The 25,819-nt window shown below is 64.2% G+C and carries 24 protein-coding genes and 2 pseudogenes; 8 read left to right on the top strand and 18 right to left on the bottom strand.

All coding sequences use genetic code 11. From position 1 onward, the window contains the following. Positions 1-52: 52 nt before the first annotated feature. The 7 genes from ACN0V4_RS15985 to ade all read right to left on the bottom strand — a co-directional run bounded on the left by ACN0V4_RS15985 (position 53) and on the right by ade (position 7,048). Positions 53-673, bottom strand: a complete 621-nt coding sequence (locus ACN0V4_RS15985) for a class I SAM-dependent methyltransferase (RefSeq protein WP_417677882.1) — start codon at positions 671-673, stop codon at positions 53-55. A gap of 4 nt (positions 674-677) precedes the next feature. Continuing rightward, positions 678-1,421, bottom strand: coding sequence for a CDP-diacylglycerol--serine O-phosphatidyltransferase (gene pssA / locus ACN0V4_RS15980; protein ID WP_417677880.1), 744 nt, complete (start codon positions 1,419-1,421; stop codon positions 678-680). A gap of 10 nt (positions 1,422-1,431) precedes the next feature. Next, positions 1,432-2,106 (bottom strand): phosphatidylserine decarboxylase, encoded by a 675-nt coding sequence (locus ACN0V4_RS15975; protein ID WP_417677878.1) that lies wholly within the window; start codon positions 2,104-2,106, stop codon positions 1,432-1,434. 192 nt (positions 2,107-2,298) lie between these two features. Further along, on the bottom strand, positions 2,299-3,186 hold the full coding sequence (locus ACN0V4_RS15970) for a cation diffusion facilitator family transporter (protein WP_417677876.1): 888 nt from the start codon (positions 3,184-3,186) through the stop codon (positions 2,299-2,301). 175 nt (positions 3,187-3,361) lie between these two features. Then, entirely contained in the window at positions 3,362-3,652 is a 291-nt protein-coding gene (locus tag ACN0V4_RS15965; RefSeq protein ID WP_417677874.1) for an HU family DNA-binding protein, read from the bottom strand. A 127-nt stretch (positions 3,653-3,779) separates the two neighbouring features. After that, the gene (locus ACN0V4_RS15960) at positions 3,780-5,243 is read right to left on the bottom strand and encodes an AMP nucleosidase (protein ID WP_417677872.1); all 1,464 of its coding nucleotides are present in this window, start codon (positions 5,241-5,243) and stop codon (positions 3,780-3,782) included. Continuing rightward, positions 5,240-7,048 carry an adenine deaminase gene (ade, locus tag ACN0V4_RS15955; RefSeq protein WP_417677870.1) on the bottom strand — a complete coding sequence of 603 codons (1,809 nt, stop codon included), beginning with the start codon at positions 7,046-7,048 and terminating at the stop codon, positions 5,240-5,242. Before ade ends, ACN0V4_RS15960 begins: the two co-directional genes overlap by 4 nt. 106 nt (positions 7,049-7,154) lie before the next feature. Between ade and ACN0V4_RS15950 the strand changes: the two are divergent. Both ACN0V4_RS15950 and ACN0V4_RS15945 read left to right on the top strand, forming a co-directional pair. Beyond that, positions 7,155-7,574: pseudogene (locus tag ACN0V4_RS15950) on the top strand (VOC family protein). Between the two features lie 460 nt (positions 7,575-8,034). Next, a complete protein-coding gene (locus ACN0V4_RS15945) occupies positions 8,035-8,895 on the top strand; it encodes an SDR family oxidoreductase (protein WP_417677868.1) in 861 nt (286 codons plus the stop codon). An 81-nt stretch (positions 8,896-8,976) separates the two neighbouring features. Here the strand turns inward: ACN0V4_RS15945 and ACN0V4_RS15940 are convergent, their stop codons facing one another. Together ACN0V4_RS15940 and ACN0V4_RS15935 are read right to left on the bottom strand one after the other, a co-directional pair. Further along, a complete protein-coding gene (locus ACN0V4_RS15940; protein ID WP_417677866.1) occupies positions 8,977-10,137 on the bottom strand; it encodes a M20 aminoacylase family protein in 1,161 nt (386 codons plus the stop codon). Between the two features lie 52 nt (positions 10,138-10,189). After that, positions 10,190-11,512 carry an MFS transporter gene (locus tag ACN0V4_RS15935; RefSeq protein WP_417677864.1) on the bottom strand — a complete coding sequence of 441 codons (1,323 nt, stop codon included), beginning with the start codon at positions 11,510-11,512 and terminating at the stop codon, positions 10,190-10,192. Positions 11,513-11,633: 121 nt separating this feature from the next. On the opposite strand from ACN0V4_RS15935, the gene ACN0V4_RS15930 reads away from it, so the two are divergent. Then, positions 11,634-12,581, top strand: a complete 948-nt coding sequence (locus ACN0V4_RS15930; protein ID WP_417677862.1) for a LysR family transcriptional regulator — start codon at positions 11,634-11,636, stop codon at positions 12,579-12,581. Between the two features lie 6 nt (positions 12,582-12,587). On the opposite strand, the gene ACN0V4_RS15925 is transcribed toward ACN0V4_RS15930, so the two are convergent. Together ACN0V4_RS15925 and ACN0V4_RS15920 are read right to left on the bottom strand one after the other, a co-directional pair. Then, on the bottom strand, positions 12,588-12,758 hold the full coding sequence (locus ACN0V4_RS15925) for an arginine deiminase-related protein (RefSeq protein ID WP_417677860.1): 171 nt from the start codon (positions 12,756-12,758) through the stop codon (positions 12,588-12,590). A 23-nt stretch (positions 12,759-12,781) separates the two neighbouring features. Then, the gene (locus tag ACN0V4_RS15920) at positions 12,782-13,831 is read right to left on the bottom strand and encodes an ornithine cyclodeaminase (protein ID WP_417677858.1); all 1,050 of its coding nucleotides are present in this window, start codon (positions 13,829-13,831) and stop codon (positions 12,782-12,784) included. Between the two features lie 138 nt (positions 13,832-13,969). On the opposite strand from ACN0V4_RS15920, the gene ACN0V4_RS15915 reads away from it, so the two are divergent. After that, positions 13,970-14,407, top strand: coding sequence for an Lrp/AsnC family transcriptional regulator (locus tag ACN0V4_RS15915; protein WP_417677856.1), 438 nt, complete (start codon positions 13,970-13,972; stop codon positions 14,405-14,407). 45 nt (positions 14,408-14,452) lie between these two features. Here the strand turns inward: ACN0V4_RS15915 and dxs are convergent, their stop codons facing one another. The 7 genes and pseudogenes from dxs to ACN0V4_RS15880 all read right to left on the bottom strand — a co-directional run bounded on the left by dxs (position 14,453) and on the right by ACN0V4_RS15880 (position 19,857). Next, positions 14,453-16,381 (bottom strand): 1-deoxy-D-xylulose-5-phosphate synthase, encoded by a 1,929-nt coding sequence (gene dxs / locus ACN0V4_RS15910; RefSeq protein WP_417677854.1) that lies wholly within the window; start codon positions 16,379-16,381, stop codon positions 14,453-14,455. Positions 16,382-16,408: 27 nt separating this feature from the next. Continuing rightward, positions 16,409-17,215 carry a polyprenyl synthetase family protein gene (locus ACN0V4_RS15905; protein ID WP_417678138.1) on the bottom strand — a complete coding sequence of 269 codons (807 nt, stop codon included), beginning with the start codon at positions 17,213-17,215 and terminating at the stop codon, positions 16,409-16,411. Positions 17,216-17,275: 60 nt separating this feature from the next. Continuing rightward, entirely contained in the window at positions 17,276-17,518 is a 243-nt protein-coding gene (locus tag ACN0V4_RS15900; RefSeq protein ID WP_417677852.1) for an exodeoxyribonuclease VII small subunit, read from the bottom strand. Beyond that, positions 17,515-17,631: pseudogene (locus tag ACN0V4_RS15895) on the bottom strand (histone deacetylase family protein); the annotation flags it as partial. The gene ACN0V4_RS15900 and the pseudogene ACN0V4_RS15895, both read right to left, overlap by 4 nt. 107 nt (positions 17,632-17,738) lie before the next feature. After that, entirely contained in the window at positions 17,739-18,539 is an 801-nt protein-coding gene (locus ACN0V4_RS15890; RefSeq protein ID WP_417677850.1) for a delta-class carbonic anhydrase, read from the bottom strand. 107 nt (positions 18,540-18,646) lie between these two features. Next, positions 18,647-19,348: a response regulator gene (locus ACN0V4_RS15885; protein ID WP_417677848.1), complete on the bottom strand. Its 702-nt coding sequence runs from the start codon at positions 19,346-19,348 to the stop codon at positions 18,647-18,649. Then, positions 19,345-19,857: a MarR family winged helix-turn-helix transcriptional regulator gene (locus tag ACN0V4_RS15880; protein WP_417677846.1), complete on the bottom strand. Its 513-nt coding sequence runs from the start codon at positions 19,855-19,857 to the stop codon at positions 19,345-19,347. Before ACN0V4_RS15880 ends, ACN0V4_RS15885 begins: the two co-directional genes overlap by 4 nt. A 177-nt stretch (positions 19,858-20,034) precedes the next feature. On the opposite strand from ACN0V4_RS15880, the gene ACN0V4_RS15875 reads away from it, so the two are divergent. From ACN0V4_RS15875 to ACN0V4_RS15860, 4 genes are all read left to right on the top strand, one after another. Continuing rightward, positions 20,035-20,901: a branched-chain amino acid aminotransferase gene (locus ACN0V4_RS15875; RefSeq protein WP_417677844.1), complete on the top strand. Its 867-nt coding sequence runs from the start codon at positions 20,035-20,037 to the stop codon at positions 20,899-20,901. A 915-nt stretch (positions 20,902-21,816) separates the two neighbouring features. Further along, a complete protein-coding gene (locus tag ACN0V4_RS15870) occupies positions 21,817-22,917 on the top strand; it encodes an ABC transporter ATP-binding protein (protein WP_417677842.1) in 1,101 nt (366 codons plus the stop codon). Between the two features lie 100 nt (positions 22,918-23,017). Continuing rightward, positions 23,018-24,130, top strand: coding sequence for an extracellular solute-binding protein (locus tag ACN0V4_RS15865; RefSeq protein WP_417677840.1), 1,113 nt, complete (start codon positions 23,018-23,020; stop codon positions 24,128-24,130). 117 nt (positions 24,131-24,247) lie between these two features. Continuing rightward, positions 24,248-25,798, top strand: a complete 1,551-nt coding sequence (locus tag ACN0V4_RS15860; RefSeq protein WP_417677838.1) for an ABC transporter permease — start codon at positions 24,248-24,250, stop codon at positions 25,796-25,798. Positions 25,799-25,819 lie beyond the last annotated feature (21 nt).

The raw sequence follows: 25,819 nt of genomic DNA, 5'->3' as shown, positions 1-25,819 counted from the left end.
TTTCCTCGCCCCGACAGGGCTAGAGATCGCAGGGGGCGAAGGCAAGGGGGGCTCAGGCCGCCTTTTTGCGAAGCACCAGAAGCGTCATCATGCCGAGCGGCGGCAGTGCCTTCTTGTCCTCGATTTCCAGTATCTCTTCGCCCAGCACGGTTTCGATGGCGAAATCGGAATGCCAGCCCAGCACGTTGGCGAAGGGGGCCGAGACGCGTTCGAGCACGGCCAGGGGCCCTTCCTCGCGCTTGAAGTGGTTGGATATCACCACCTGGCCACCGGGTTTGCAGACCCGGGCGATTTCCGACATCACCCGGCGGGGCTCCGGCACCACCGACAGCACGTGCATCGCGGCGACAGTGTCGAAATGGTCGTCGGGAAAGTCGAGCTGGCGGGCGTCCATCTGCCTCAGCTCGGCCACCTGCCTCAGCCCCAGCCGCGTCACCTTCTTCTTGGCCTGGGCCAGCATCTCTTCACTATAGTCGATGCCGGTCACCTGCAGTTCGGGCTTGTAGAACTGCAGCGCCAGCCCGGTGCCGACGCCGACTTCCAGCACCGTGCCCGTGCCGGCGTTGATGTGATCGACCGCGCGACGCCGCCCGTCGTTTGTAATGGCCCCGAAGGTCTTGTCATAGACCGGCGCCCAGCGGGCGTAGGAATTTTGAACGGCTTTGATGTCCAACGAATTAACCCTTGTGGCTCTTGATGGAAGGCTTGGTCAGCACGCCCCAGAGCAGCATGCCGGCATAAGCGAAACTGAGCACCACCAGCGTGATCCAGAAATAGATCAGCAGCGCCGCTGCAAAGAGGGCAAAGGCGACCAGAAAGAATTTCACGTTCTCGCGGGAAATCTTCGCCGTCTTGAACGACCAGGTCGGCATCCGACTGATCATCAAGAGGCCGATCAGCGCGGTATAGAGACCGATAAGCCCTGAGGGCAGCCGCGGCAGGGCGGGAAAGGCGAAGGCCAGAAACAGCGGCAGCATCACCAGCAGCGCCCCGGCGGGGGATGGCACCCCCTGGAAATAGGCGCCCGAACTGTTGCCCTCTTCGGATTTGGACGAGACGTTGAACCGCGCCAGCCGCATCACGCAGCAGACTGCATAGACCAGCACGGCGATCCAGGCGGCGTTGCGCATGTCCTGCAGCGCCCAGTAATAGATCACCAGCGGGGGGGCGACGCCGAAGTTCAGGAAATCGGCGAGCGAATCCAGTTCGGCCCCCATCTTGCTGTCGCTGCCGAGGATACGGGCCAGCCGCCCGTCGAGCCCATCCAGCACGCAGGCGGCCAGGATCAGCTTGACCGCCAGCGCCACGTCGCCGGCGATGCCGAAGCGGATCGCGCTGAGCCCGGCGCAGATCGCCGCGATTGTCAGCATATTGGGCAGAAGCTGGACCAGCGGGAACTTGTCAGCAGAACTTTCCGGCATAGCGCGTCCCCTATTGCGCCGGGGCGACGGTCAGATCGGCGATCACCGTCTCGCCTGCCACCATGGTCTGACCAAGGCTGACCAGCGGGTCCACACCCTCGGGCAGATAGACATCGAGGCGGGAGCCGAAGCGGATCAGGCCGAAGCGTTCGCCGGTCTGCAGCCGGTCGCCCGGCTTGGCGAAACAGACGATGCGGCGCGCCACCAGGCCGGCGATCTGCACCACGGCGATCTGCCGCCCGTCGCCCATGCGGATCGCCAGGCTGTTGCGTTCATTGTCGGTGCTGGCCTTGTCGAGCGAGGCGTTGAAGAACGTGCCCGGCCGATAGGCGATGGCGGTGATCTCACCGGCGACGGGGGTGCGGTTCACATGGCAGTTGAAGACGTTCATGAACACGCTGACGCGGGTCAGGGCCACATCCGGCAGCCCCAGTTCGGCCGGCGGCACGGCCGGTTCGATCAGCGACACGATACCGTCCGCCGGGCTGACGATCAGCCCGGGGCGCTGCGGCGTGACCCGTTCGGGATCGCGGAAGAAGTAATAGCACCAGACGGTCAGCCCGACGCCGATCCAGCCCAGCGGATCCCAGATCAGGAACAGCAGCAGGGTGACGACGGCAAAGGCCGCGACAAATTTGATCCCTTCCCGGTGCATCGGTTTGACGAAGGTATCTAGCATATTCATGTCGCGCTTCCCATGGGGCAACTGGTGGATCACTCATAAGTCGCCAGGATCTGAAGGCAAGTGTATTTCGGAGCCAGGCATCGGGACGTGAGGGAAATTGCCGCCCGAAGTGGCGGCCGGCCGGCGACTGTGGCGTCGGGACGAGCGCGCGGTTGCGGCGCTGGAACGACGTGCCTCGGCTTGAGGCAGAGTCTAATAGACGACGATGCCGCTGCGTTTGGCCTTTTCCTCGGGTTCGACGTGAATGGTGGTGATGCTGCCCGGCAGCAGCCTGTCCAGCGCCGCCTCGACCCGGTCGCAGACTTCATGCGCCTCATGCACGGTCGAATCTCCGGGCACCACCAGGTGAAACTCGATGAAGATGGCGCTGCCGGCCTGGCGGGTGCGCAGATCATGCGCCTGATAGGCTCCGGTGGCCTCGGTGGCGATGACCTTGCGGATTTCCTCCAGCATGTCCTCGGGCAGGGATTCATCCATCAGCCCGCCGACCGATTGGCGCATCACCCCCCAACCGGCCCAGAGGATGTTCAGCGCCACCAGCACCGCCATCAGCGGATCGAGCCAGGGCAGCCCGGTCACGACCGCGATCACCACGCCGAAGGCCACCCCGATGGAGGAGATCACGTCGGTGCGCAGGTGCTTGCCATCGGCCACCAGTGCCGGCGAGCGCAGCTTGCGGCCCTCGTTGATCAGCATCCAGCACCAGAATGCGTTCAGCATGCTGGCGGCGCCATTGACCAGAAGGCCGGCGACCGGCGCCTCGATCACCCGGGGGGCAAAGAAGGCGCCCCAGGCCTCGTGCAGGATGGCGAGCGCCGCGGCGACGATCATCACCCCTTCCAGCACGGCCGAGAACAGCTCGGCCTTGTGGTGGCCATAGGGGTGGTTCGCATCCGGCGGCCGGCTGGCATAGATCACCGCGAGCAGGGCGGCGGCGGCGGTGGCGACATTGACGATGCTTTCCAGCGCGTCCGACATCAGGGCCACCGAGCCGGTCATCTTCCAGGCCAGAATCTTGATGCCCAGCACGGTAATGCCAACGAACAGGCTACCTAGCGCAAGTATGGTCGTGCGGTTCATATGCGTCGCTCCTGCGCTGGGACCGGGGGATCGCGTGGCATCGGATCCTATTGGGCGGGGCGCCGCACCTAAGGGATCGGGACGGCAGAGGCAAGGGCCGCAGGCGCAAGGCCGCCCTGCAAATAAAAAGGGCCGCCTGAGGGCGGCCCTGTAACCTTCGGTCCAGCCGGGCCGATCAGCCGTTGACGCTGTCTTTCAGGGCCTTGGCGATGGTCATCTTCACGACCTTGTCGGCTTCTTTGGTGAACTGTTCACCGGTGGCGGGGTTGCGCACCATCCGCTCGGGACGCTCACGGCAGTAGATCTTGCCAATGCCCGGCAGGGTCACGGCGCCGCCTTCGGACACTTCACGAGTGATCAGCGCGGCGATCGCATCCAGCGCGGCGCCTGCGGTTTTCTTGTCAGCGCCCATTTCTTCGGCCAGGGCGGCGACAAGCTGGGTCTTGGTCATCGGCTTGGTTGCCATTTCTTTATCTCCTTCGACTGCCCGATCTTGGGCCTCATCGCGTGAACTTAGCGCTATGTCGCGGCTTAACACAACGCATGGGAGGGAAAATCAAGCCCAATTCCGCCGGTACGGCCGGTTTTCGCCCTTATAGGAAAGGGGTTTCGTCGAAAGAGCGCAATTTCCGGCTGTGCAGGCGTTCCAATGGCATGGTGCGCAGGATCTCCATCGCGCGGATGCCGATGTTCAGGTGCCGCGACACCTGCGTCTTGTAAAAGTCCGACGCCATGCCGGGCAGCTTCAACTCTCCGTGCAGGGGTTTGTCCGAGACGCAGAGCAGCGTGCCATAGGGCACCCGGAAGCGATAGCCATTGGCGGCGATGGTGCCGCTTTCCATGTCGAGCCCGATGGCGCGCGACTGGCTGAGGCGCTGCACCGGCCCGCGCTGGTCGCGCAGTTCCCAGTTGCGGTTGTCGAGCGTGGCAACCGTGCCGGTGCGCATTACCCGCTTGAGGTCATAGCCCTGAAGTTGCGTCAGTTCCGCCACCGCCTGTTCCAGCGCCACCTGGATTTCGGCCAGCGCCGGGATCGGCACCCAGACCGGCAGATCGTCGTCCAGCACCTTGTCCTCGCGCAGATAGGCATGGGCCAGGACGAAATCGCCAAGCGCCTGGGTGTTCCTGAGACCGGCGCAATGGCCGACCATGATCCAGGCATGCGGCCGCAGCACGGCGATATGGTCGGTCGCGGTCTTGGCGTTCGACGGGCCCACCCCGATGTTGACCAGGGTGATCCCGTTGCCATCCGGCCGCTTGAGGTGAAAGGCCGGCATCTGCGGGATCTTGCCGGCAGGTTCCAGCGCCTCGTCAGGGGCGAAGATTTCGGCATTGCCGGTGCTGACGAAGCTGGAATAGCCGCTGTTCGGATCGGCGAGTTGCGCCCGGGCGTATTCCTCGAAGGCGCTGACATAGAACTGATAGTTGGTGAACAGCACGTGGTTCTGGAAATGTTCGGGATCGGTCGCGGTGTAATGGCTGAGCCGCGCCAGCGAATAATCGACCCGTTGCGCGGTGAAGGGGGCCAGCGCGCCCACCCCGTCGGCGGGTTGATAGGTGCCGTTGACGATATCGTCGTTGGTGGTGTTCAGGTCCGGCACGTCGAAGATGTCGCGCAGCACGAATTGGGTGGCGCCCTCCTGCGGGACCGCGATGGCGGCGTCATTGGCCACGGCGAAATGCACCGGCATCGGCGTGGTCGAAGGCCCCACCGTCACCGGCACCCCGTGGTTGTCCAGCAGCAGGCCGATCTGCTGTTTCAGATAGTTGCGGAAGAGATCGGGACGGGTGATCGTCGCCGCATAGGTGCCGGGGGCGGGGACATGACCAAAGCTCAGCCGGCTGTCGACATGGGCGTGGGTCGTGGTGGTGATGCGGATTTCAGGGTAATAGGCCCTGATCCGTGCCGCTGGCGCCCCCTTGGCCATCACCTGGGTGAAGCGGGTGCAGAGGAATTCCACCGATTGGCGATAAAGCGCCTCCAGCCGGGCGACGGCGGCGGCGGGGTCGGTGAACTGTTCCGGGGCGGCGGTGATGGGGGTGTCGAGTGCGATCATGACAGCGGTTCGAAAAGCGGAATTTTCTGGAAGGTGCGGACGTCGATCAGCCCCAGGTCCGAGATGCGAAGCTCGGGGATGACCACCAGCGCCAGCAGCGAATGCTGCATATAGGCGTTGTTGAGGCTGCAGCCGCAATCCCGCATCGCCTGCATCAGAACGGCGGTCTTTTCGGCGACCTCGGCCGCCGGCGCGTTCGACATCAGCCCGGCGATCGGCAGTTCGACCAGCGCCAGCTCCTCGCCCTCGCGGAACAGGGTGATGCCGCCGCCGACCTCGGCCAGCCGGTTGGCAGCCTGCGCCATCTGGTCGCGGTCAGTGCCCACCACGATCATGTGGTGGCTGTCATGCGCCACGGTCGAGGCCATCGCCATCCGGCCGGTATAGCCGAAGCCCGAGACGAAGGCATTGGTTACCACGCCGGTCGCCCGGTGCCGCTCAACCAGGGCGATCTGGCAGATATCCCCCTGCTCGGCGGTCTCGACAAGCCCGTCGCGCACCGGCAGATCGGCCTTCAGCGCCTTGGTCGGGGCCTGGTTCTCGATCACGCCGATGACATTGGCGCGCACCGCATTGGCGCCTTCGGGCGCGGCGATCTCGAAATCCCCGGGGCTCAGCTCATGGCCCAGATGCACCGTGTTGCGCGCGCTGTCGGGCCAGTCGTAATGCGGGCAATCGACCAGACAGACACCGTTTTCCGCCACCAGCCGACCACGGGCAAAGACCTGCTCGATCGGCAATGTGGTCAGATCCGAGGTCAGGATCACATCCGCCCGCCGTCCCGGCGTCAGCGAGCCCAGTTCGCGCTCCAGCCCGAAATGGGTGGCGGTGTTGATCGTCGCCATCTGCAGCGCCACCAGCGGGTCGCAGCCACAGGCGATCGCATGGCGCACCACCCGGTTCATATGGCCGTCGTGCACCAGCGTGCCGGAATGGCAATCGTCGGTGCACAGAATGAAGTTGCGCGGGTCGAGCCCCTTTTCGGTCACTGCGGTGATCTGGGTTTCGACATCGTACCAGGCGGAGCCCAGCCGCATCATCGACCGCATGCCCTGCCGAACCCGCGCGATGGCGTCAGTCTCGCAGGTGCCTTCGTGATCATCGGCGGGGCCGCCGGCGACATAGCCGGCGAAATCAGGCCCTAAATCAGGCGACGCATAATGGCCGCCCACCGTCTTGCCGGCACGCTGGGTTGCGGCGATTTCCGCCAGCATCTTGGGGTCGGCCGCCGCCACGCCGGGGAAATTCATCATCTCCCCCAACCCGATGATGCCGGGCCAGACCATCGCCTCGGCCACATCCTCGGCCGAAATCTCGTATCCGGTGGTCTCCAGCCCCGGCGCGCTGGGCGCGCAGCTGGGCATCTGGGTGAAGATGTTGATGGGCTGCATCAGCGCCTCGTCATGCATCATCCGCACGCCCCTCAGCCCCAGCACATTGGCGATCTCATGCGGATCGGTGAACATGGTGGTGGTGCCATGCGGGATCACCGCGCGGGCGAATTCCGCCGGCGTCAGCATACCGCTTTCGATATGCATATGCCCGTCGCAGAGACCGGGGATCATATAGCGCCCCCTGGCCTCGACAATGTCGGTCTCGGGGCCGGTGCAATAGGAGGCGTCGGGCACCACGCAGGCGATGCGGCCGGCGGCGATGGCGATGTCATGGCCGGGCAGCACTTCGCGGCTGTGGACATTGACCCAGGCGCCGCCCTTGATCACCAGATCGGCGGCCTCGCGGCCGGTGGCGACCGCGATCAGGCGGGCGGCCACATCGGGCCAGGCGGGAAAAGCTTTCTGTTCCATGGCCCAGTTTGTTGCCAAGTCGTGGGCGGGCGCAAGCCCCGGCGTCACCTGTTGCGAAAGCTTCATCCCTGCTTGCGCGCCTGCCGCAGACAGGAAAATCTGCGGCATGGATTACGAAACCGCATCCCCGCGGCCTTCGGACGATCCCTGCGCGGTATCGGGCTGAACCTGCTCCTCCGCGATGTGGCGGCGGAAGTGGCCTTTCTAGAGACTGTTTTCGGCCTGACATGTCATCGCGTCAGCGCCGATTTCGCCATCGTCACCTATGGCGATCAGCGGTTTCAACTGCACGCGGATCACATCTATCATTCCAATCCGCTGCTGGGGCTGCTGCCGGAGACCCCGCCGCGCGGCGCCGGCATCGAGATCCGCCTTTACGACAGCGACCCCGACCAGGCCGCGACCCGCGCCGGGGCCTTCGGCGCCACGCTGCTGCAGCCGCCCACCGACAAGCCCCACGGCCTGCACGAGGCCTATATCCTCTGCCCCGATGGCTATTGCCTGGGTGCCGAGCCGGGAGATCTAGAGCCTGATCCGGGGGAATTTGATGACGATTGCCCCCACAAGCGCGTGGATGAAATACTGACCCGGCCAAGGCGATCCGAGGGCAGGACATATCTTTCATGCCTCCGGCGGGGATATTTACAGCTAGAAAAAGGCTGGATGAAAAGACGAGGCGCGCCTCTTGGCGACGCCCCGTCGAAAAGCCGATAGGCCTTTTCCTAGCGCGGTCATCGGCGTCCCCGCCTGTACCGCAGATTTGAGCCTGCGCCGCTATGATTAATGCTGGGTTAAAATCAGAGTGCGCCGCTGGCGCCTTTTTCTAGCTTTAAATATCCCCGCCGGAGGCATCGCGCGCGCAACGCGCGATTTTCCGCGGGTGGGGCCCCGATGTCTCTGGTCGGGTGCGTCATGCGGGGCGCGGACCTGAAGACGCTGAGCACGCAAGGCTTGCGCCTCGGCGGACGGTTGCGCATCAAAGGGGGATGATGAGAACACTTCTGTGCATTGGAACGGGCTATTCGGCGCAGGCGCTGGCGCGACGCCTGTTGCCCGAGGGGTGGCGGGTGATCGGCACCACCCGCAGCGCGGAGAAGGCGCGAGTCCTGGCCGCCGAGGGGATCGAGCCGCTGATCTGGCCGGGGTACGGCCCGCTGCCGGCGCTGGCCGAGGCGAGCCATCTGCTGATCTCGGTGGCCCCGGGGCCCGAGGGGGAGCCGGTCCTGGCAGCGCTGGGGGCGCAAATCGCCGCGCAGGCCTCGCGCTTTGACTGGGTCGGATATCTCTCGACCACCGGGGTTTACGGCGATCATCAGGGGGGCTGGGTGGATGAGGGCACGCCGCTGATGCCATCGACCGAGCGGGGGCGGCAGCGGCAGAGGGCAGAGGCTGCCTGGGCGGCGATCCCTGGTCTGCCGCTGCATATCTTCCGTCTGGCCGGCATCTACGGGCCGGGGCGGGGGCCCTTCGCCAAGGTCCGCGCCGGCACCGCGCGGCGGATCGTCAAGCCGGGCCAGGTGTTTTCGCGCGTCCATGCGGAGGATATCGCCCAGGTACTGGCCGCCTCGATCGCGCGGCCGAATCCGGGGGCGATCTATAACGTCTGCGATGACGATCCGGCCCCGCCCGAGGCGGTGATCGCCCATGCGGCAGAGCTGTTGGGCCTGCCCTTGCCGCCGGCCGAGGATTTCGCGACCGCCGAGATGACGCCGATGGCACGCAGTTTCTATGCCGAAAGCAAGCGGGTGCGGAACGACCGCATCAAGCGCGAGCTGGGGGTGACGCTGATCTATCCGGATTATCGGGCCGGGCTGGCGGCGCTGTTGGCAGAGGAGCAGGACGACTGAACCGTCAGCCGGGCACGTCTTCCCCGAGGCCCGGACCAGAGCCGCCGCCCCGGAAGGCGACGGCGGATGTGCGGCGCAGGGTCAGCGGGGCAGCCGGCTTTCGACCAGTTTGACCCAGTAGGACAGGCCGAAGGGAATCGCCTCGTCATCGAAGTCATAGGCCGGGTGGTGCAGCGTGGCGCTGTCGCCATTGCCGATGGCGATGAAGGCGCCGGGGCGGGCCTCCAGCATGAAGGAGAAATCCTCGCCCCCCATGGTCGGCGGCAGCTCGGTGATCACCGCAGCCTCGCCCGAGACCGATTGCGCGGCGGCGATCGCATGGTCGGTTTCGGCGTCGTGGTTCCGGGTGACCGGGTACATGCGGTGGTAATCCACCACCGCAGAGCCGCCGTTGGCCACCGCGATCCCCTCGGCGATCTGCTTGATCTTGGCTTCGGCCAGATCGCGGGTTTCCGGTTTCAGCGTCCGGACGGTGCCGCGCATCATCGCGGTTTCGGGAATGATGTTATGGGCGGTGCCGGCGCGAAGTTCACCGATGGTGATCACAATCGGATCCAGCGGATCGACGACGCGCGAGGCGATGGTCTGCAGCGCGCCGATGATCTGACCGCCGATCACCACCGGGTCGATGCAGCGGTGCGGCGTGGCGGCGTGACCGCCCAGCCCCTGGATGGTGATCTCGAACTGATCGGCCGAGGCCATCATCGGGCCCTTGCGGATGGCGAAGGCGCCAATCGGCAGGCCGGGATAGTTGTGCATGCCATAGACTTCGCTGATGTCGAAGCGGTCCATCAACCCGTCCTCGACCATGACCTTGCCGCCGCCGCCGCCTTCCTCGGCCGGTTGGAAGATCAACGCGACCCGGCCGGCAAAGTTGCGGGTCTCGGCCAGGTGTTTGGCCGCGCCCAGCAGCATGGCGGTGTGGCCGTCGTGGCCGCAGGCATGCATCTTGCCCGGCACTTTCGAGGCATAGGGCCTGCCGGTCTGCTCGGTGATCGGCAGCGCGTCCATGTCGGCGCGCAACCCGATGGTCGGCCCTTCGCCGGTGCCGTTGATGATCGCGACCACGCCGGTGCGGCCCAGGCCGGTGACGATCTCGTCAACGCCGAAGTCCCTGAGCCTTTCGACCACCAGCGCGGCGGTTCCCTCGACGTCGAACAGCAGCTCGGGGGTCATGTGGATGGTCTGTCGCCAGCCGGCGACCTCGTCTTTGAGCTCTGCGGCGCGGTTCAATATGGGCATTGTCGTGTCACCTGTTAGCTGAGTTGTAATCCGTGTCGGCCGTGTCGGGCGATCATTCCAGGATCTGCTGGGCGCTGGGCGGTTTCAGCGGCCAGAGGGCGAGGGTTCCGATCACATTGGCGGCAATCAGGAACCAGGCGAGCGAAAGCGGATCGCCGGTGGTGGTGACCAGCCAGGAGGAGAACAGGGCCGCGGTGCTGCCGAAGATCGTTGTCGCCATCGCATAGGTGATCGACAAGGCTGCGGCGCGGACCTTGCGCGGGAAGCATTCGGGCAGCAGAACCAGACCGGGGGCGGCGCTGATCGCCTGCAGGGTCGACAGCACGCCGACGACCGTCAGCAGCGCCGGCAGCGTCTTGTGCCCGACCACATAGGCAAGCCCGGGATAGATCAGCACCAGAAGCAGCAGGCGCGGCCAGATCACCAGAGCGCGGCGTCCGAAACGATCCGACAGCGCGCCACCGATGAGCGACCCCAAGAAGGTCACCACGCCGGCGATCAACGCGGCCAGAACCGCCGTGGCCATCGGCATCTGCAGCGTCTGGATCGCATAGGTCACCATATAGCTGTTCAGGACATAGTTGGTGATGGTGCCGCCGCTGACCGTCAGCATGCAGATGATCATCAGCTTGCCGTGATCACGGAAGAGGGTGGTCAGAACCGCCCCCATGCTGTTGTGTTCCGCGACCTCGATGGTTTCGTCCATGTGGCGGCGGATGTACATGCCGACAGGCGCGATCAGCATCCCAAGCGCGAAGGGAACCCGCCAGCCCCAGCTTTGCATCGCCTCGGGCGACAGCGACAGGGTCAGCACGAAACCGATGGCGGCACCGGTGGCGATGGCAAGCCCCTGGCTCGCCAATTGCCAGCTGCCCATCAGGCCGCGTTTGCCGTGCGGCGCGCTCTCGATCAGGAAGGAGGTGGCGGCGCCCATCTCGCCACCGGCCGAAAACCCCTGCAGCAGCCGGGCACAGACCAGCAGCACCGGTGCGGCCAGGCCGATCTGCGTATAGGAGGGCGTCAGCGCCATGATCGCGGTTCCCAGCGCCATGAAGCTGATGGTCATGGTCAGCGCGGCCTTGCGCCCGGCGCGGTCGGCATAGGCGCCGATCATGACGCTGCCCAGCGGGCGGGCCAGAAAGCCGACCCCGAAGGTGGCCAGCGACAGCAGGATCTGGATATTGGGGTCGTCGGCCGGGAAGAATTCCTTGCCGATGGTCACGGCGAAGATCGAATAGACGATGAAGTCGAAGAATTCGAGCCAGTTGCCCAGCACCGTGCCGATGATCGCCTTGCGCGGCACCTTCTTCTGGCTGGTCGGAGCGACCTTGGCCGCGAAATCATCCGCTCGTGACTCCAAAGCACTGCTGTTCACGCTGAACCCCCTGTTTTTTCATGGATTTCGGCGGACTATCGTGCAAGAAGACCCTGAAAAAAAGTGAAATAAAGTTCACTAAAATTAACCTATTGGTTACGGGTTGAGAGGTGCATAAAGAATGGCTTTGAAGCTCGAAACCCGGATAAAATTCAGACATTTACGCGCGGTTCTCGCGGTTCACGAGCGGGGCAGTGTTGCCGCCGCCGCGCGGGAGCTGTGTGTTTCCTCCCCCGCGATATCGAAAAGCCTGGCTGAGGCCAGCGACATCCTGGGAACCGAGCTGTTCCACCGCAATGGCCGCCATCCGGTGATCACCGAGGCGGGGGAACGCTTGGTGCGCTTCGGTCGGCTGGTCCTGACCGAACTGGAGGAGCTTGAGGCAGAGCTGACCCTGCTGTCCCAGGGCAGCACCGGCTCTGTCACCATCGGAACCTCGACGCATCAGGCCAAGGGCTTCATCGCCAGGGCTTCGGAACGGTTGAAGGGGGGGCAGCCGCGGATCCTGATCCGCATGCAGGACCTTGAGCCCGTCGACATCCTGCCGCATCTGCGCGACGGGCGGATCGAACTGGCCTTCGGTGATTTCCAGCACGTCACCCGGGTCGACGACATCGACGGGGTAAAGCTGTTCGACTCGGAAACCGTGCTGGTGGCGAGCAGGGATCACCCGGCGCTGGCCCTGGCGGATCCCGATTGGGCGACGCTGACCAGCTACGCTTGGGCGTTGCCGCCCCATAGCCATGCGATGCGGTCGGGTTTCGAGACGCTCTGGGCGGAGCAGCAGGTGCCGCCCCCGGTCAACGTTCTTGAAAGCAGCTCGTTGCTGTCGGTTCCGCTGACCTTCGACAAGATGCAGCTGATCGGCCCGGCCCCCCGCGAATTGGCCGAGGCTTGGCTGCGCATGGGGCTGGTCGGCATCATCCCCCGATCGGTCTGGTTGGGGGGCAATCCGCAGGGGCTGCTCTGGTCGCGCGACCTGCCGCACTCGCCGGCGGTCAAATGCTTTCTGTCGATCTGCCTGCAGATGCTGGAGGCGGGCGGGGAACAGGACGTTCCCACCGCTTGAGGCCGTTCAACGCGGCGTCAGATGGATCCCGGCCAGGGTGCAGCGCACCGATCCGCCGGCATGTTCGATGCTGGGGATCGACAGGGGCACCGGCGTCGCGGTTTCGGAAATCGCCGCGATCTGGTCGGGGTCGAGCGTGATCACCCCGCGCCCCGAGTGTTCGAGTCGCGCCACCACGTCCCGGTGCCGTTCTGCATCGCTCAGCTCGCCGCCCGCTGCAGCATGCCAAAGAGATCGCGGGCATCGTCGGGGTCGGCGATGAGGTCGATCTCCTGATAGAAGCTCGTGCCCGCCAGCCGGTCGCGGATATAGCGCAGGGCCGAGAAATCCTCGATCGCAAAGCCGACGCTGTCGAACAGGGTGATCTGCCGGTCATCGCGGCGCCCGAGGGCGGCGCCGGTGATCACCCGCCACAGCTCGGTCACCGGGTGGTCGTCGTCCAGCTGCTGTATTTCGCCCTCGATTCGGGTCTGTGGCGGGTATTCCACGAAAATCTCCGACCGCAGCAGGATGTCACGGTGCAATTCGGTCTTGCCGGGGCAATCGCCGCCGATCGCGTTGATATGCACCCCGGCGCCGACCATGTTGTCGGTCAGGATGGTGGCGAATTGCTTGTCGGCGGTGCAGGTGGTGATGATCTGGGCCCCCTCGATCGCCGCCTCGGTGCTGGGGCAGGGGATCACCGTCACCCCCAGGCCGGCCAGGTTGCGCACCGCCTTTTCGGTCGCCCGCGGGTTGATGTCGTAAAGCTGCAGCCGGTCGATCCCCAGCACCGCCCTCATCGCCAGCGCCTGGAATTCCGCCTGGGCGCCATTGCCGATCATCGCCATCGTGCGCGCGCCCTTCGGCGCCAGATGCCGCGCCGCCATGGCCGAGGTCGCCGCCGTTCTGAGCGCGGTCAGCAGGGTCATCTCGGTCAACAGCACGGGATAGCCGGTTGCAACCTCGGCCAGAAGGCCGAAGGCGGTGACCGTCTGCAACCCCCCGGCGGTGTTCTTGGGGTGGCCGTTGACGTATTTGAAGCCGTAGACCTCTCCATCCGAGGTCGGCATCAGTTCAATCACCCCCTCGCGCGAATGCGATGCGATGCGCGGGGTCTTGTCGAAGACCTCCCAGCGGCGAAAGTCGGTCTCGATGGCGTCGGCCAGTTCCTTCAGCAAGGGCTCGATGCCGACATGATGCACCAGGCGCATCATGTTTTCGACGCTGACAAAGGGGATCAGGGCTTTTTCAGAGGGGGCGGGGGCCATGGGTCTCTCGGGTCTTGGCGATGTGAGAGACAGTATGAGGGGGGCGAGAGGTTGACCGATATATCAAACATGCGTTGTTTTCGTCAGTCTGTTGATCAATATTGACAGTCAAACTGTCAAAATCGCCAGTCATCCGCCATGCAGATCGCCAAATACATCCCTGATGAGCTTGACCGCCGCATCATCGCGCATCTGCGCGAGGACGGGCGGGCGTCTCTGTCTAAGCTGGCCGATGCGCTGGGAGTGGCGCGCGGCACGGTGCAGAGCCGGCTCGACCGGCTGCTCGACACCGGAACGCTGCTGGGCTTCACCGTCCGCGTGCGCGAGGATTACGACGACCGCAGCGTCGACGCGGTGATGATGATCGAGGTGGTCGGCAAATCCACCACGCAGGTGATCCGCAAGCTGCGCGGCCTGCCAGAGGTGCGCAGGCTGCACACCACCAATGGCAACTGGGATCTGATCGCCAATATTCGCGCCGCCAGCCTGTCGGATTTCGACCGGGTGCTGCGCGAGGTGCGGATGATCGACGGTATCTCGAACAGCGAAACCAGCCTCCTGCTCAGCAGTGTCTGAGCCGGCGGGTTTCGCGCATTACGGGGCGGGCGAGCCGAAGGTCTGTTAAGCGCGCTTTCCGCTGATCGACGCCACGCCTAGAACCTCAAGCACCTTGGCCTCGATCTGATCGGCGCCCATGCCGGCCTGGCGGTACATGTCTTCGGGGCTGGCCTGGTCGATGAAGATGTCGGGCAGCACCATGGCGCGGAATTTCAGTCCGCTGTCGAAGACGCCCGCATCGGCCAGCAATTGCGCCACATGAGAGCCGAAGCCGCCCACCGCGCCCTCTTCGATGGTGATCAGCGCCTCATGCTCCGCCGCGAGCCGCAGGATCAGATCGCGGTCGAGAGGTTTGGCAAAGCGCGCGTCGGCCACCGTCGGGCTGATGCCGCGGGCGGTCAGCGCCTCGGCGGCCTTCAGAACCTCGGCCAGATGGGTGCCGAAGGACAGGATCGCGACGCGGCCGCCTTCACGGATCATCCGGCCCTTGCCGATCTCCAGCACCTCGCCACGTTCGGGCAGTTCGACCCCAACACCCTCGCCACGCGGATAGCGGAAGGCGATCGGCCCCTCGTCATGCGCCGCGGCGGTGGCGACCATATGTTTCAGCTCGGCCTCGTCGGCGGCGGCCATCACCACCATGCCCGGCAGGTTGGCCATATAGGCGATGTCGAAGCTGCCCGCGTGGGTGGCGCCATCGGCACCGACCAGCCCGGCGCGGTCGATGGCAAAGCGCACCGGCAGCCGCTGGATCGCCACGTCATGCACCACCTGATCGTAACCGCGTTGCAGGAAGGTCGAATACATCGCGCAGAAGGGCTTCATCCCGCCCGCCGCCAGCGCGGCGGAAAAGGTCACCCCATGCTGTTCGGCGATCCCGACGTCGAAACAGCGGGACGGAAAGCGTTCGGCGAAAAGGTTCAGGCCGGTGCCGTCGGGCATCGCCGCGGTCACCGCGACGATCTTGCTGTCGCGGGTGGCTTCCTCGACCAGCGCCTGACCGAAGACCGACGTATAGCTTGGCGCGTTCGAGGGGGTCTTTTTCTGCTCCCCCGTCAGCACGTCGAATTTCGCCGTCGCATGGCCCTTGTCGCGGGCGCGTTCGGCGGGGGCGTATCCCTTGCCCTTCTTGGTCAGCGCGTGGATCAGGATCGGGCCCCGGGCGCGCGCCTTGACCATGCGCAGGATCGGCAGGATCTGGTTCAGGTCATGGCCGTCGATCGGCCCGATATAGGAAAACCCCAGCGCCTCGAACAGGGTGCCGCCCATGGCCATGCCCTTGAGCATGTCCTTGGCGCGCTTGGCGCCTTCGCGGAAGGGTTCGGGCAAAAGCGACACCGCCCCCTTGGCGGCGGCCTTCAGTTCCTGAAACGGTTCCTCGGCATAGAGCCGCGACAGATAGGACGACAGCGCGCCGACCGGGGGCGCGATGCTCATCTCATTGTCGTTGAGGATGACGATCATCCGTCTCTTCAGATGGCCCGCGTTGTTCATCGCCTCAAAGGCCATGCCGGCGCTCATCGACCCGTCGCCGATCACCGCGATGGCGTCGCCCAGCCCCTCGGGCACCACGCCGCCCAGATCGCGCGCCACCGAGAAACCCAGTGCGGCGCTGATCGAGGTCGAGCTATGCGCGGCGCCGAAGGGGTCATAGGGGCTTTCCGACCGTTTGGTGAAGCCCGACAGCCCGCCCTTCTGCCGCAGGGTGCGGATGCGGTCGCGTCGCCCGGTCAGGATCTTGTGGGGATAGCATTGGTGGCCGACGTCCCAGATGATCTTGTCGCGCGGCGCGTCGAAGACAGCATGCAGCGCCACGGTCAGTTCCACCACGCCGAGGCCGGCGCCCAGATGGCCGCCGGTCTCCGACACCGCCGAGATGGTCTCGGCCCGAAGCTCTCCGGCCAGTTGGATCAACTGGCTGTCGCTCAGCCGCTTCATGTCGGCGGGGCTGTGGATCTGGTCCAGCAGTGGCGTGTTCGGTCGGTCTGACATCTCTGGCGCCTCCTTCCGGGGCGGGGCTTAGCTGTCGCGCGAGATAACGAAGCGAGCGGCCTGCCGCAAGCATTGCGCCCCCGCGCCATAGGGCGCAAGTGCCGCATCGGCCTGATCGGCAAGCTCTGCGGCGCGGGCCTTGGCCCCGTCCAGGCCGAGCAGCGACACGAAAGTGGCCTTGCCGGCCTCGGCATCCTTGCGCAGGCGCTTGCCGGCCTTTTCGGCATCGCCTTCCTCGTCCAAGATGTCGTCGGCGATCTGAAAGGCAAGGCCCAAGGCGCGGGCATAATCGCTGAGCGGGCCGATATCGGCCCCGGCCAGCCGGGCACCGGCACAGGCCGACCATTCGATCAGCGCGCCGGTCTTGCCGGCCTGCAGCCGGGTGATCTGTTCAAGGGTCAGGGGCGTTTCGGTGGTCTCTGCCGCGATATCCAGCGCCTGACCCAGTACCATGCCACGGGCGCCGGCGGCGCGGGCGAGGCTGAGCGTCAGATCGGCACGCACCTGGGCATCGCCACAGTCCGGGTGACCGGCCAGTTCGAAAGCCAGCGCCTGCAGCGCGTCACCGGCCAGAACCGCAGTGCCCTCGTCCCATTGCACGTGCACGGTCGGGCGGCCCCGGCGCAGATCGTCGTCGTCCATGCAGGGCAGATCGTCATGCACCAGGCTATAGGCATGCAGCGCCTCGATCCCGAGCGCCGGCCAGATCGCCCGGGCCGGGTCGACCCCCAGCATCCGCGCGCTTTCCAGCACCAGGAACCCACGCAGCCGCTTGCCGCCCTCGCAGGCATAGCGCATCGCCCGGGTGACCGGCAGATCATCCAATCCGCCCATCACCAGATCGAATTGCGCTTCGATCCGGGCGGCGTCCTTCGCGATCTGAGCAGTGAACATTCAGAGCCCTTCGACCGGCTTGGTGCCTGTCGGTGCGCCGTCGCCGTCGAGCGTGATGGCGGCGACTTTCTCTTCCGCGCGCTTCAGCTCTTCCTCGCAGCGCTTCTTGAGCGCCGCGCCGCGTTCATAGAGCGCGATGGACTGGTCCAGCGCCACTTCGCCGCGTTCGAGCTGGTCGACAACGCGCTCCAGCTCTTTCATCGCCTGCTCAAAGCTCATCTGTTCGACGGGAATATCGGTCATCTCGCGGCCCTTGTCAGTTCTTCCACATGTGCTTTCGCCGAAGCGGCTGACGCGTTCAGATCATACCCGTTCTCCAAAGTCGAGACGAGGCGCCCGTCGCAGGCCATCTTGGCGCGGGGTCGCGGCCTTGCGACCCTGCGTTCCGCGCTATCTTGTGGATATGATGAGACCGCCGCGGCCGGCCGGCGATGAGTGCGCCGGCCAGACATTGTTGTCGCGCTTACTTGATCGGCGCCAGCAGCGGTTCGGCGGTCACCAACTGCCGCACGCCGTGGCTGTGATCTTCCTTGAAGACATTGCCCTGTTCGCCCCAGGCCATCACAGAGGAGAAGCTGACCTTGGAACATTCCGGTCGCACGCTCCAGGTCACTTGCAGGGGCGAGCAGGTCGCCTCGGTAAACGACGGGCCGGTGGTCGAGCCGAGGAATTCCACCGGGGTGCCGGTGCCGCTGGGCAGCTCCTTGGGCTGATAGAGCCCGTTGGCCATATGCCCGGCATAGACATAGTCCAGGAAATTGGGTGCGGCGTCGTCATTGACCACAAGGAAGACCTGCGTTTCGACCCGCAGCGAGGGGTTGGCGCAACTGTCGCTCAGGCAGGCGCCCAGCGTCGGGCCGGGGGCGACGTTGCAGGTGGTATAGACCCAATGCACCTCCATGGTGTCGCCGGGTTTGACCCCGTGATAGCCGCCATGGCCGTGGGTCGGATCCTCAAGCTCGGCCGCAGTCAGCTGATCGCTGCCGTTGCACTTGTAACCGCCATGTTCACCGTCACCGGCAAAGACCGAGAAACCGGGGCCCTTGTGTTCGGCATTGGTGTGGGTGTGAATGTTGCACAGGTTCATCGCGCTGGCCGCGGGCGCCATCGGGAAGGTGACCGGGTTGGTGCCGGCGTGATTGCTGATGTCACGCGGGGTCTGCGGCCCGAAGCCTTCGCAGATGTCGGCGGCGAAAGAGGGGGCGGCCAGCACCGATGCGGCGGTCAGACCAGCGGCAATGTGCAAGGTTAATGATTTTATCATCTTAGATTATCTCCCAAAATACTCAGTAAGCTCAATGCCCTGTATGCATGAGTTTTTCGGGGTCGCGGAAATATTCTTGCAGATAGAGTAAATGTTTTGGCCAGAATTCAATCTGGCGCCAGCATATATCCGGCGCCGCGCACCGTCTGCAGATAGCGCGGCTGCTTGGGGTCGGGTTCGATCTTGCGCCTGAGCCGGGTGATTTGCACGTCCACCGCGCGCTCCTGCGCCTGGCCGCGGTCGCGACCCAGATCCTCGACCAGCTTGGTCCGGCTGATCGCCTCGCCCGGCTGGGTCGAGAAGATGCGCATCAACTGGCTTTCGGTGGCGGTCAGCCGCACCAGATCTTCGCCCTGCCACATTTCGCCCCGGGCGATGTCATAGCGGATCGGCCCCAGATGCAGGATTTTCGGCACAGTCTGCATGCTGGGCGTCTCCGGCATCCGCCGCAGGATGGCGTTGATCCGAAGCAGCAGTTCCTTCGGCTCGAAAGGCTTGACGAGATAATCGTCCGCCCCGGCCTCGAGCCCGGCGATGCGGTCGTTGGTCTCGCCCCGCGCGGTGAGCAGCAGGATCGGCGTGTCCATCGTTTCGCGCAGCGATCGGGTCAGGCTGATCCCATCCTCGCCCGGCATCATCACGTCGAGCACGATCAGATCGAAGTCCAGCCCCTGAAGCAGCCGGCGCGCCTGTGCGGCGTCGCGGGCGCCAGTGACCAGAAACCCATGCCGTTGCAGGAATTTCTTCAGCAGCTCGCGGATCCGCTCGTCATCGTCGACGATCAGAAGATGCGGGTCGAGGGCATTCATCCGGTGGTATCCCTCAGTCTGGAGTAACAGCGGCGCATATCGGGATCCATCATCGCCTCGAGCACCTTTCGAAAGCCTGCCACCGCCTCTGGTCCCGCCTCGCGATAGGCCGCGCGCATACGGGCGCGCTGGGCGTCCGACAGCTTGCTTTCCAGGGCATGACCGTTGTCCGTCAGATAGAGGTGACGCTCGCGCTTGTCGATGGTGCCGACCCTGCTTTCCACCAGCCCGTCTTCGATCAGCGTCCTAAGCACCCGGTTCAGAGACTGCTTGGTGACGCCGAGGATGGTCAGCAAGTTGTTCACCGTGGTGCCCGGCGCGCGGTTGATGAAGTGGATGGCCCGGTGATGCGCCCGGCCGTAAGACATGTCAGACAGAATCCGGTCAGGATCGGCGGTAAAGCCGCGATAGGCGAAGAACATCGCCTCGATCCCCTGCCTGAGCTGCTCGTCCGTCAGGAACAGCAGGTTCTCGCCGGTCTGAACCTGCGCAATACGCCCATCCGCCATTCTCATCTAACCCCTCTCACCTCTTGTGGGCAGTTTACGTCAGTCTTGTTGACATTCCAAGACCGAAGCAGTATCGAATCGCATCTTTTGCGCAATAATATGTCCGAAATGGACATTGTTGACGCAATAAAGAGAAATAGTTTTTGAAAACTGCGCAAGTATGATGGAGGGCGTGAGATGTCGGCATATGATGACCGCGACGGCAAGATCTGGTTGGACGGCAAACTGGTTGAGTGGCGGGACGCGAACGTACACATCCTGTCGCACGCTCTGCACTATGCCTCTTCGGTGTTCGAGGGCGAGCGCTGCTATAACGGCAAGATCTTCAAGGGGGTCGAGCATTCTGAACGGCTGCGGAAATCGGCAAACTATCTGGATATGGAAATCCCCTATTCGGTCGAGGAGATCGAGGCGGCGAAATACGCCATGCTCGAGGCCAATGGCTGGACCGACGCCTATGTCCGTGCGGTGGCCTGGCGCGGTGCGGGCGACGACATGGGGGTCTCCTCGGCCCGCAATCCGGTGCGCCTGGCGGTGGCCGGTTGGGAATGGGGCGCCTATTACGGTGACGCCAAGATGCAGGGCGCCAAGATCGACATCGCCAAATGGAAGCGCCCCAGCCCGGAGACCATCCCGGTGCATGCCAAGGCCGCCGGTCTCTATATGATCTGCACCATCTCCAAGCATGAGGCCGAGGCGAAGGGTTTTTCCGACGCGCTGTTCATGGACTATCGCGGCTATGTCGCCGAATGCACCGGCGCCAATATCTTCTTCGTCAAGGATGGTGAGGTGCACACCCCCAAGGCCGACTGCTTCCTGAACGGGATCACCCGGCAGACCGTGATCGGCATGCTGAAGGACAAGGGCATCACCGTGCACGAACGCCACATCATGCCGGAGGAACTGGCAGGCTTCCAGCAATGCTGGCTGACCGGCACCGCCGCCGAGGTCACCCCGGTGTCGCAGATCGCCGATTACAGCTTTGAGGTCGGTGATCTGACCAAGAACATCGCGACCAGCTATGAAAAGCTGGTGCGGAGCTGATCCGCTCCGGTACTCGCGTATAGATAAAGTAGGCCCGGAGATCCTGCCGGGCCTATTCTTTTCCTCGCCTCTTCACGAACATCCGCCACGGTCGGTTCCTGCACGGTTTGATCCTCGGCCCGCAGCGAGATCAGCCGCTCGCCCCAGTCGGGGGATCGCTCAGCCCGATGGCAGAACCGCAGCGCGCGCCCCTTTCGATGCATGACCGTTCCAGCGATGCCTTCAGCGCGGTTGCCGGCCGTCCCAGGTCAGACGGGGGGGGGGGCGGCGTCGGTCCCCGAATGCAGCAGCCGGACAATCGCCCCAGGTGGCCGTGAGGCCACCGATCGCGTTGCGATAAATCTTTGCCACGATTTCATTTTTCGAAATTTTCGGTGCGACCCACTCAATCAATCCATCGACGATCTTTTCCGAAATGCGGATCGCTTTATGCGTAAATTAAATCTCTTCCGGCGATATTACCGCCCGCTGCCAATTCACCAATCCCGTGAGCTTGATGCAATTGGCGCCGGGCAGTGCTGTGATGAGTTGCTCCATCGTCATGGTCGAGAAATAGCAATTGTCCACCTCCACCTCGATCCGGGCGCGCCAGCCCCGGCCTCCCGCGCGGCCGGATCGGCCCGGGTCAGGGCGGGGCGGCGCCGACATTCGGTGGCAGAGAGGCGGGTCGACAAAGGGAATCTGCCGCTGAGCCGCCGGTGCTGCCCGGGAGGGGCGAGCCGTGGCCGCGGACAGACCACAGCATCTTGTGGTTAGAAGTTGTTCGCGCGCAAATGACTTGCATAAATCTTAGCAGAAGTCGCGAATGGACCATTAAATACCGCAAACGTGTTGCGTCACGCGGCTGGGCTTGTTTTAGTTTAGGGACAAGGCGGCACAGACCGCATAAAAACGAAAAGTGACGGGGAGCCTCTTTTGGCTGTAACATCAAGCAACGATGCGTTCGTTGAATTCGAACGCGTGCAAAAAAGCTATGATGGCGAGACTTTAGTCGTCAAAGACTTGAACCTGAAAATCCCGAAAGGCGAGTTCCTTACGATGCTCGGGCCGTCGGGGTCAGGCAAGACCACCTGCCTGATGATGCTGGCCGGGTTCGAGACCGCCACCCATGGCGACATCAAGCTTGGCGGTCGGCCGATCAACAACATCCCGCCCCACAAGCGCGGGATCGGCATGGTGTTCCAGAACTATGCCCTGTTCCCGCACATGACGGTGGCGGAGAACCTCTCCTTCCCGCTCGAGGTGCGGCGCATCGGCAAGTCCGAACGCGAGGCAAAGGTGAAACGCGCGCTCGACATGGTGCAGATGGGCGATTTCGCCGGCCGCCGCCCGGCGCAACTGTCAGGCGGTCAGCAGCAGCGCATCGCTCTGGCGCGGGCGCTGGTCTTCGAACCGGAACTGGTGCTGATGGACGAACCGCTGGGCGCGCTCGACAAGCAGTTGCGCGAACACATGCAGTTCGAGATCACCCGCCTGGCGCATGAGCTGGGGATCACCACGGTCTATGTCACTCATGACCAGACCGAGGCGCTGACCATGTCCGACCGTGTCGCCGTCTTCAACGATGGCCGCATTCAGCAAATCGACCCGCCGGCAGAGCTCTACGAAAGCCCGCAGAACAGTTTCGTCGCCCAGTTCATCGGCGAGAACAACACCCTGGAAGGGGTGGTGAAGCAGATCTCGGACGATCATGCGCTGGTGCAGCTCGACGGCGGCGAGGTGATCGACTGCAAGCCGGTCAACGTCAGCGAAGTGGGCCAGCGCACCAAGGTCTCGATCCGGCCAGAGCGGGTCGAGGTCAACAAGGACCGGCTGCAGGAGGGCGCCCACCTGCTCAAGGCCGAGGTTCGGGAATTCATTTACATGGGCGACGTGTTCCGCACCCGGATCAGCGTCGCCGGCAATGACGATTTCATCATCAAGTCGCGCAACGCACCGGATCAGGTGCGTCTGAAACCGGGCCAGCAGATTGAAATCGGCTGGCTGCCAGAGGATTGCCGCGCGCTCGACGCCTGAGGGCGGAGGCTCTGCCTCAGCAACAACCCCGGCGCTCAGACCGGGGAGTTACACGGAAACGGGAAGAACAGACCCGCATAACCTAACAAGGAGAGTGGAAATGAAATTGAAGTCCCTTGCCGCATTGGTGGCTTCCACCACCCTTCTCGCGCCGATGGCGATGGCCGAGGAGATGGCGAACGAACTGACCCTGGTGAGCTGGGGCGGCGCCTATCAGAAATCGCAGGTTCGCGCCTATGCCGAACCCTATATGGCGCTGCATCCCGAGGTGAAGATCATCTGGGACGAAAGCTCGAACGAAGCGGTGGCCAAGCTGCGCGCCCAGGCCGAGGCCAATAACGTCACCTGGGATCTGGTCGACGTCGAAGGCCCCGACAGCCAGCGCCTGTGCGACGAAGGCCTGGCGATGGAGGTCGATTTCGACACGCTGCTCGCCCCCGGCACCAACGGCTCGACCCCGACCACCGATTTCGGCCCGAGCCTGATCAACGATTGCTTCATTCCGCAGATCGTCTTTTCCACCACTTTCGGCTATCGCACCGATGTCGCCGACTGGAAGGGCAAAGTGCCGGACAGCCTCTGCGCCATCTTCGATCTCGAGAATTTCCCGGGCAAGCGCAGCCTGGAAAAGCGGCCGAAGAAGAACCTGGAATGGGCCCTGCTGTGTGACGGGGTCAAGAAAGAGGATCTCTATACCACCCTCGATACCCCCGAAGGGGTTGAGCGGGCTCTGGCCAAGCTCGGCACCATCAAGGATCAGGTGGTCTGGTGGTCCGCCGGTGCCGATACGCCGCAGCTTCTCGCCGATGGCGAGGTGGTGATGGGCTCGACCTATAACGGTCGTCTGTTCTCGGTCATCGAGGAACAGCACCAGCCGGTCGCCATGCTGTGGGACTGGCAGGTCTTCGACTTTGACGGCTGGGTGATCCCCGCCGGCCTGCCCGCCGATCGTCTGGCCCGGGTGAAGGATTTCGTCAAATTCGCCACCGATACCCAGCGTCTGGCCGATCAGGCGAAATACATCTCCTACGGCCCGGCGCGCGCCTCGTCGCAGCCGCTGGTCGGCAAGCATGCCGATCTGGGCATCGAGATGGGTCCGCATATGCCGACCAACCCGGCCAACCAGAAGAACTTCCTGGTCAACAACATCGAATGGTGGGCCGACAACCAGGACGACGTGGAAGCCCGCTTCCAAGCCTGGCTGGTCCAGTAAACCCGATCGGCGCGGGGGGCGGCGGCCTGTCCGCCCCCCCGCCCTTGGTGCGGCGCCCTCGGTGGCTGCCGCAAGTGGATGACCCACACCTGAAATTCTGATCCTGGAGGGCAAGGAATGACTGACAGCGCCGCCCCCGGCCCGATGCTGACCGCTGATGGGACGCCCCTGAAACGCAGCCTGAACCGCGCCCTGCGTCTGCAGAAGATGCGCGCGCTGGCCTTGGTGGCGCCGCTGCTGATCTTCGTGCTGATCACCTTTCTGGCGCCGATCGTCGACATGCTGTTCCGCTCGGTCGAAAACGACATCGTCGCCGACACGCTGCCCGAAACCGTCGTGGCGCTGAAGGGCTGGGATATCGACAGTCCCCAGCCCCCGGCCGAGGATGTCTATAACGCCTTCTACATCGACATGGTCCTGGCCGAGGAACAGAAGGAGCATACCAAGCTCGGCACCCGGCTGAACTATGAACAACCGGGCTTCTCCTCGCTGTTCCGCAAGGCGGGCCGGGCGGTGGGCAAGTTCGATACCGATGTCTACACAAAGCAATTCGTCGCGCTCGACCCCGGCTGGAAGGCGCCCGCCACCTGGGCCGCGTTGTTGTCGAAACAGCCGAACCGCACCGCCCTGCCGCTGACCGCCCGCACCTGGGACCGCTGGGCCGCCTATCTCGATGGCGAGGGGAAGGATCCGGCGAAGACCAAGATTGCCGATTTCCTGTTCACCGCCCTCTATCTCGACCTCGCCTCCGGCGCCGCCAAGGGCGCAGACGATCCGCGCATCGCCGCCACCGCCGCCGCCCTGCCGGGGTTCGAGACCGTCGATATCCGTGCCGAATTCGGCAAGGCCGATGCCGATTGGCTGAAGCCCGCCACCTGGCAGGTGATCAAGATCTTCTCGCCCCGCTATACCAACGGTTATTTCCTGAACGCGGTCGACCTGAAGAAGGGTCCCGATGGAATCGAGGCACGCCCCGAGAACCAGCAAATCTATCTGATGCTGTTCAAGCGGACCCTGTTCATGAGCCTGGTGATCACCCTCTCCTGCATCCTGCTGGGCTATCCGGTGGCCTGGATTTTGGCCAACCTGCCGTCGCGCACCGCCAACCTGCTGATGATCCTGGTGTTGCTGCCGTTCTGGACCTCGCTTCTGGTGCGCACCTCGGCCTGGAAGGTGATGCTGCAACAGCAAGGCGTGATCAACGACGTGCTGGTCTGGCTGGGGATCGTCGATGATGCGCACCGGCTGGTGATGATCAACAACCAGTTCGGCACCATCGTGGCGATGACGCATATCCTGCTGCCCTTCATGATCCTGCCGCTCTATTCGGTGATGCAGACCATCAAGCCGACCTACCTGCGCGCGGCGAAATCGCTGGGCGCCACCAACTGGACCGCCTTTTGGAGAGTCTATTTTCCGCAAAGCGTGCCGGGGATCGGCGCCGGCTCGATCCTCGTCTTCATCCTGGCGATCGGCTATTACATCACCCCCGAGATCGTCGGCGGCACCACAGGTACCTTCATTTCGAACCGGATCGCCTATCATATCTCCAGCTCGCTGAACTGGGGGCTCGGGGCGGCGCTGGGCTCGATCCTGCTGGGCGCCGTGCTGCTGCTCTATTGGGTCTACGACCGGATCGTCGGCATCGACAACGTGAAGCTGGGGTAAGCGCCATGACCAAGCATCTGA

This window comes from Pseudodonghicola sp. (genome assembly GCF_048268305.1).
Taxonomy (GTDB): Bacteria; Pseudomonadota; Alphaproteobacteria; order Rhodobacterales; family Rhodobacteraceae; genus Pseudodonghicola.
This window is presented reverse-complemented; position numbering and strand designations above follow the sequence as displayed.

Bases quoted from the DNA above. Each gene is read 5' to 3' on its own strand.
- pssA (WP_417677880.1), bottom strand. From the start codon at position 1,421: ATGCCGGAAAGTTCTGCTGACAAGTTCCCGCTGGTCCAGCTTCTGCCC.
- ACN0V4_RS15975 (WP_417677878.1), bottom strand. From the start codon at position 2,106: ATGAATATGCTAGATACCTTCGTCAAACCGATGCACCGGGAAGGGATC.
- ACN0V4_RS15970 (WP_417677876.1), bottom strand. From the start codon at position 3,186: ATGAACCGCACGACCATACTTGCGCTAGGTAGCCTGTTCGTTGGCATT.
- ACN0V4_RS15965 (WP_417677874.1), bottom strand. From the start codon at position 3,652: ATGGCAACCAAGCCGATGACCAAGACCCAGCTTGTCGCCGCCCTGGCC.
- ACN0V4_RS15960 (WP_417677872.1), bottom strand. From the start codon at position 5,243: ATGATCGCACTCGACACCCCCATCACCGCCGCCCCGGAACAGTTCACC.
- ade (WP_417677870.1), bottom strand. From the start codon at position 7,048: ATGGAACAGAAAGCTTTTCCCGCCTGGCCCGATGTGGCCGCCCGCCTG.
- ACN0V4_RS15945 (WP_417677868.1), top strand. From the start codon at position 8,035: ATGATGAGAACACTTCTGTGCATTGGAACGGGCTATTCGGCGCAGGCG.
- ACN0V4_RS15940 (WP_417677866.1), bottom strand. From the start codon at position 10,137: ATGCCCATATTGAACCGCGCCGCAGAGCTCAAAGACGAGGTCGCCGGC.
- ACN0V4_RS15930 (WP_417677862.1), top strand. From the start codon at position 11,634: ATGGCTTTGAAGCTCGAAACCCGGATAAAATTCAGACATTTACGCGCG.
- ACN0V4_RS15920 (WP_417677858.1), bottom strand. From the start codon at position 13,831: ATGGCCCCCGCCCCCTCTGAAAAAGCCCTGATCCCCTTTGTCAGCGTC.
- ACN0V4_RS15915 (WP_417677856.1), top strand. From the start codon at position 13,970: ATGCAGATCGCCAAATACATCCCTGATGAGCTTGACCGCCGCATCATC.
- dxs (WP_417677854.1), bottom strand. From the start codon at position 16,381: ATGTCAGACCGACCGAACACGCCACTGCTGGACCAGATCCACAGCCCC.
- ACN0V4_RS15905 (WP_417678138.1), bottom strand. From the start codon at position 17,215: ATGGGCGGATTGGATGATCTGCCGGTCACCCGGGCGATGCGCTATGCC.
- ACN0V4_RS15900 (WP_417677852.1), bottom strand. From the start codon at position 17,518: ATGACCGATATTCCCGTCGAACAGATGAGCTTTGAGCAGGCGATGAAA.
- ACN0V4_RS15890 (WP_417677850.1), bottom strand. From the start codon at position 18,539: ATGATAAAATCATTAACCTTGCACATTGCCGCTGGTCTGACCGCCGCA.
- ACN0V4_RS15885 (WP_417677848.1), bottom strand. From the start codon at position 19,348: ATGAATGCCCTCGACCCGCATCTTCTGATCGTCGACGATGACGAGCGG.
- ACN0V4_RS15880 (WP_417677846.1), bottom strand. From the start codon at position 19,857: ATGGCGGATGGGCGTATTGCGCAGGTTCAGACCGGCGAGAACCTGCTG.
- ACN0V4_RS15875 (WP_417677844.1), top strand. From the start codon at position 20,035: ATGTCGGCATATGATGACCGCGACGGCAAGATCTGGTTGGACGGCAAA.
- ACN0V4_RS15865 (WP_417677840.1), top strand. From the start codon at position 23,018: ATGAAATTGAAGTCCCTTGCCGCATTGGTGGCTTCCACCACCCTTCTC.
- ACN0V4_RS15860 (WP_417677838.1), top strand. From the start codon at position 24,248: ATGACTGACAGCGCCGCCCCCGGCCCGATGCTGACCGCTGATGGGACG.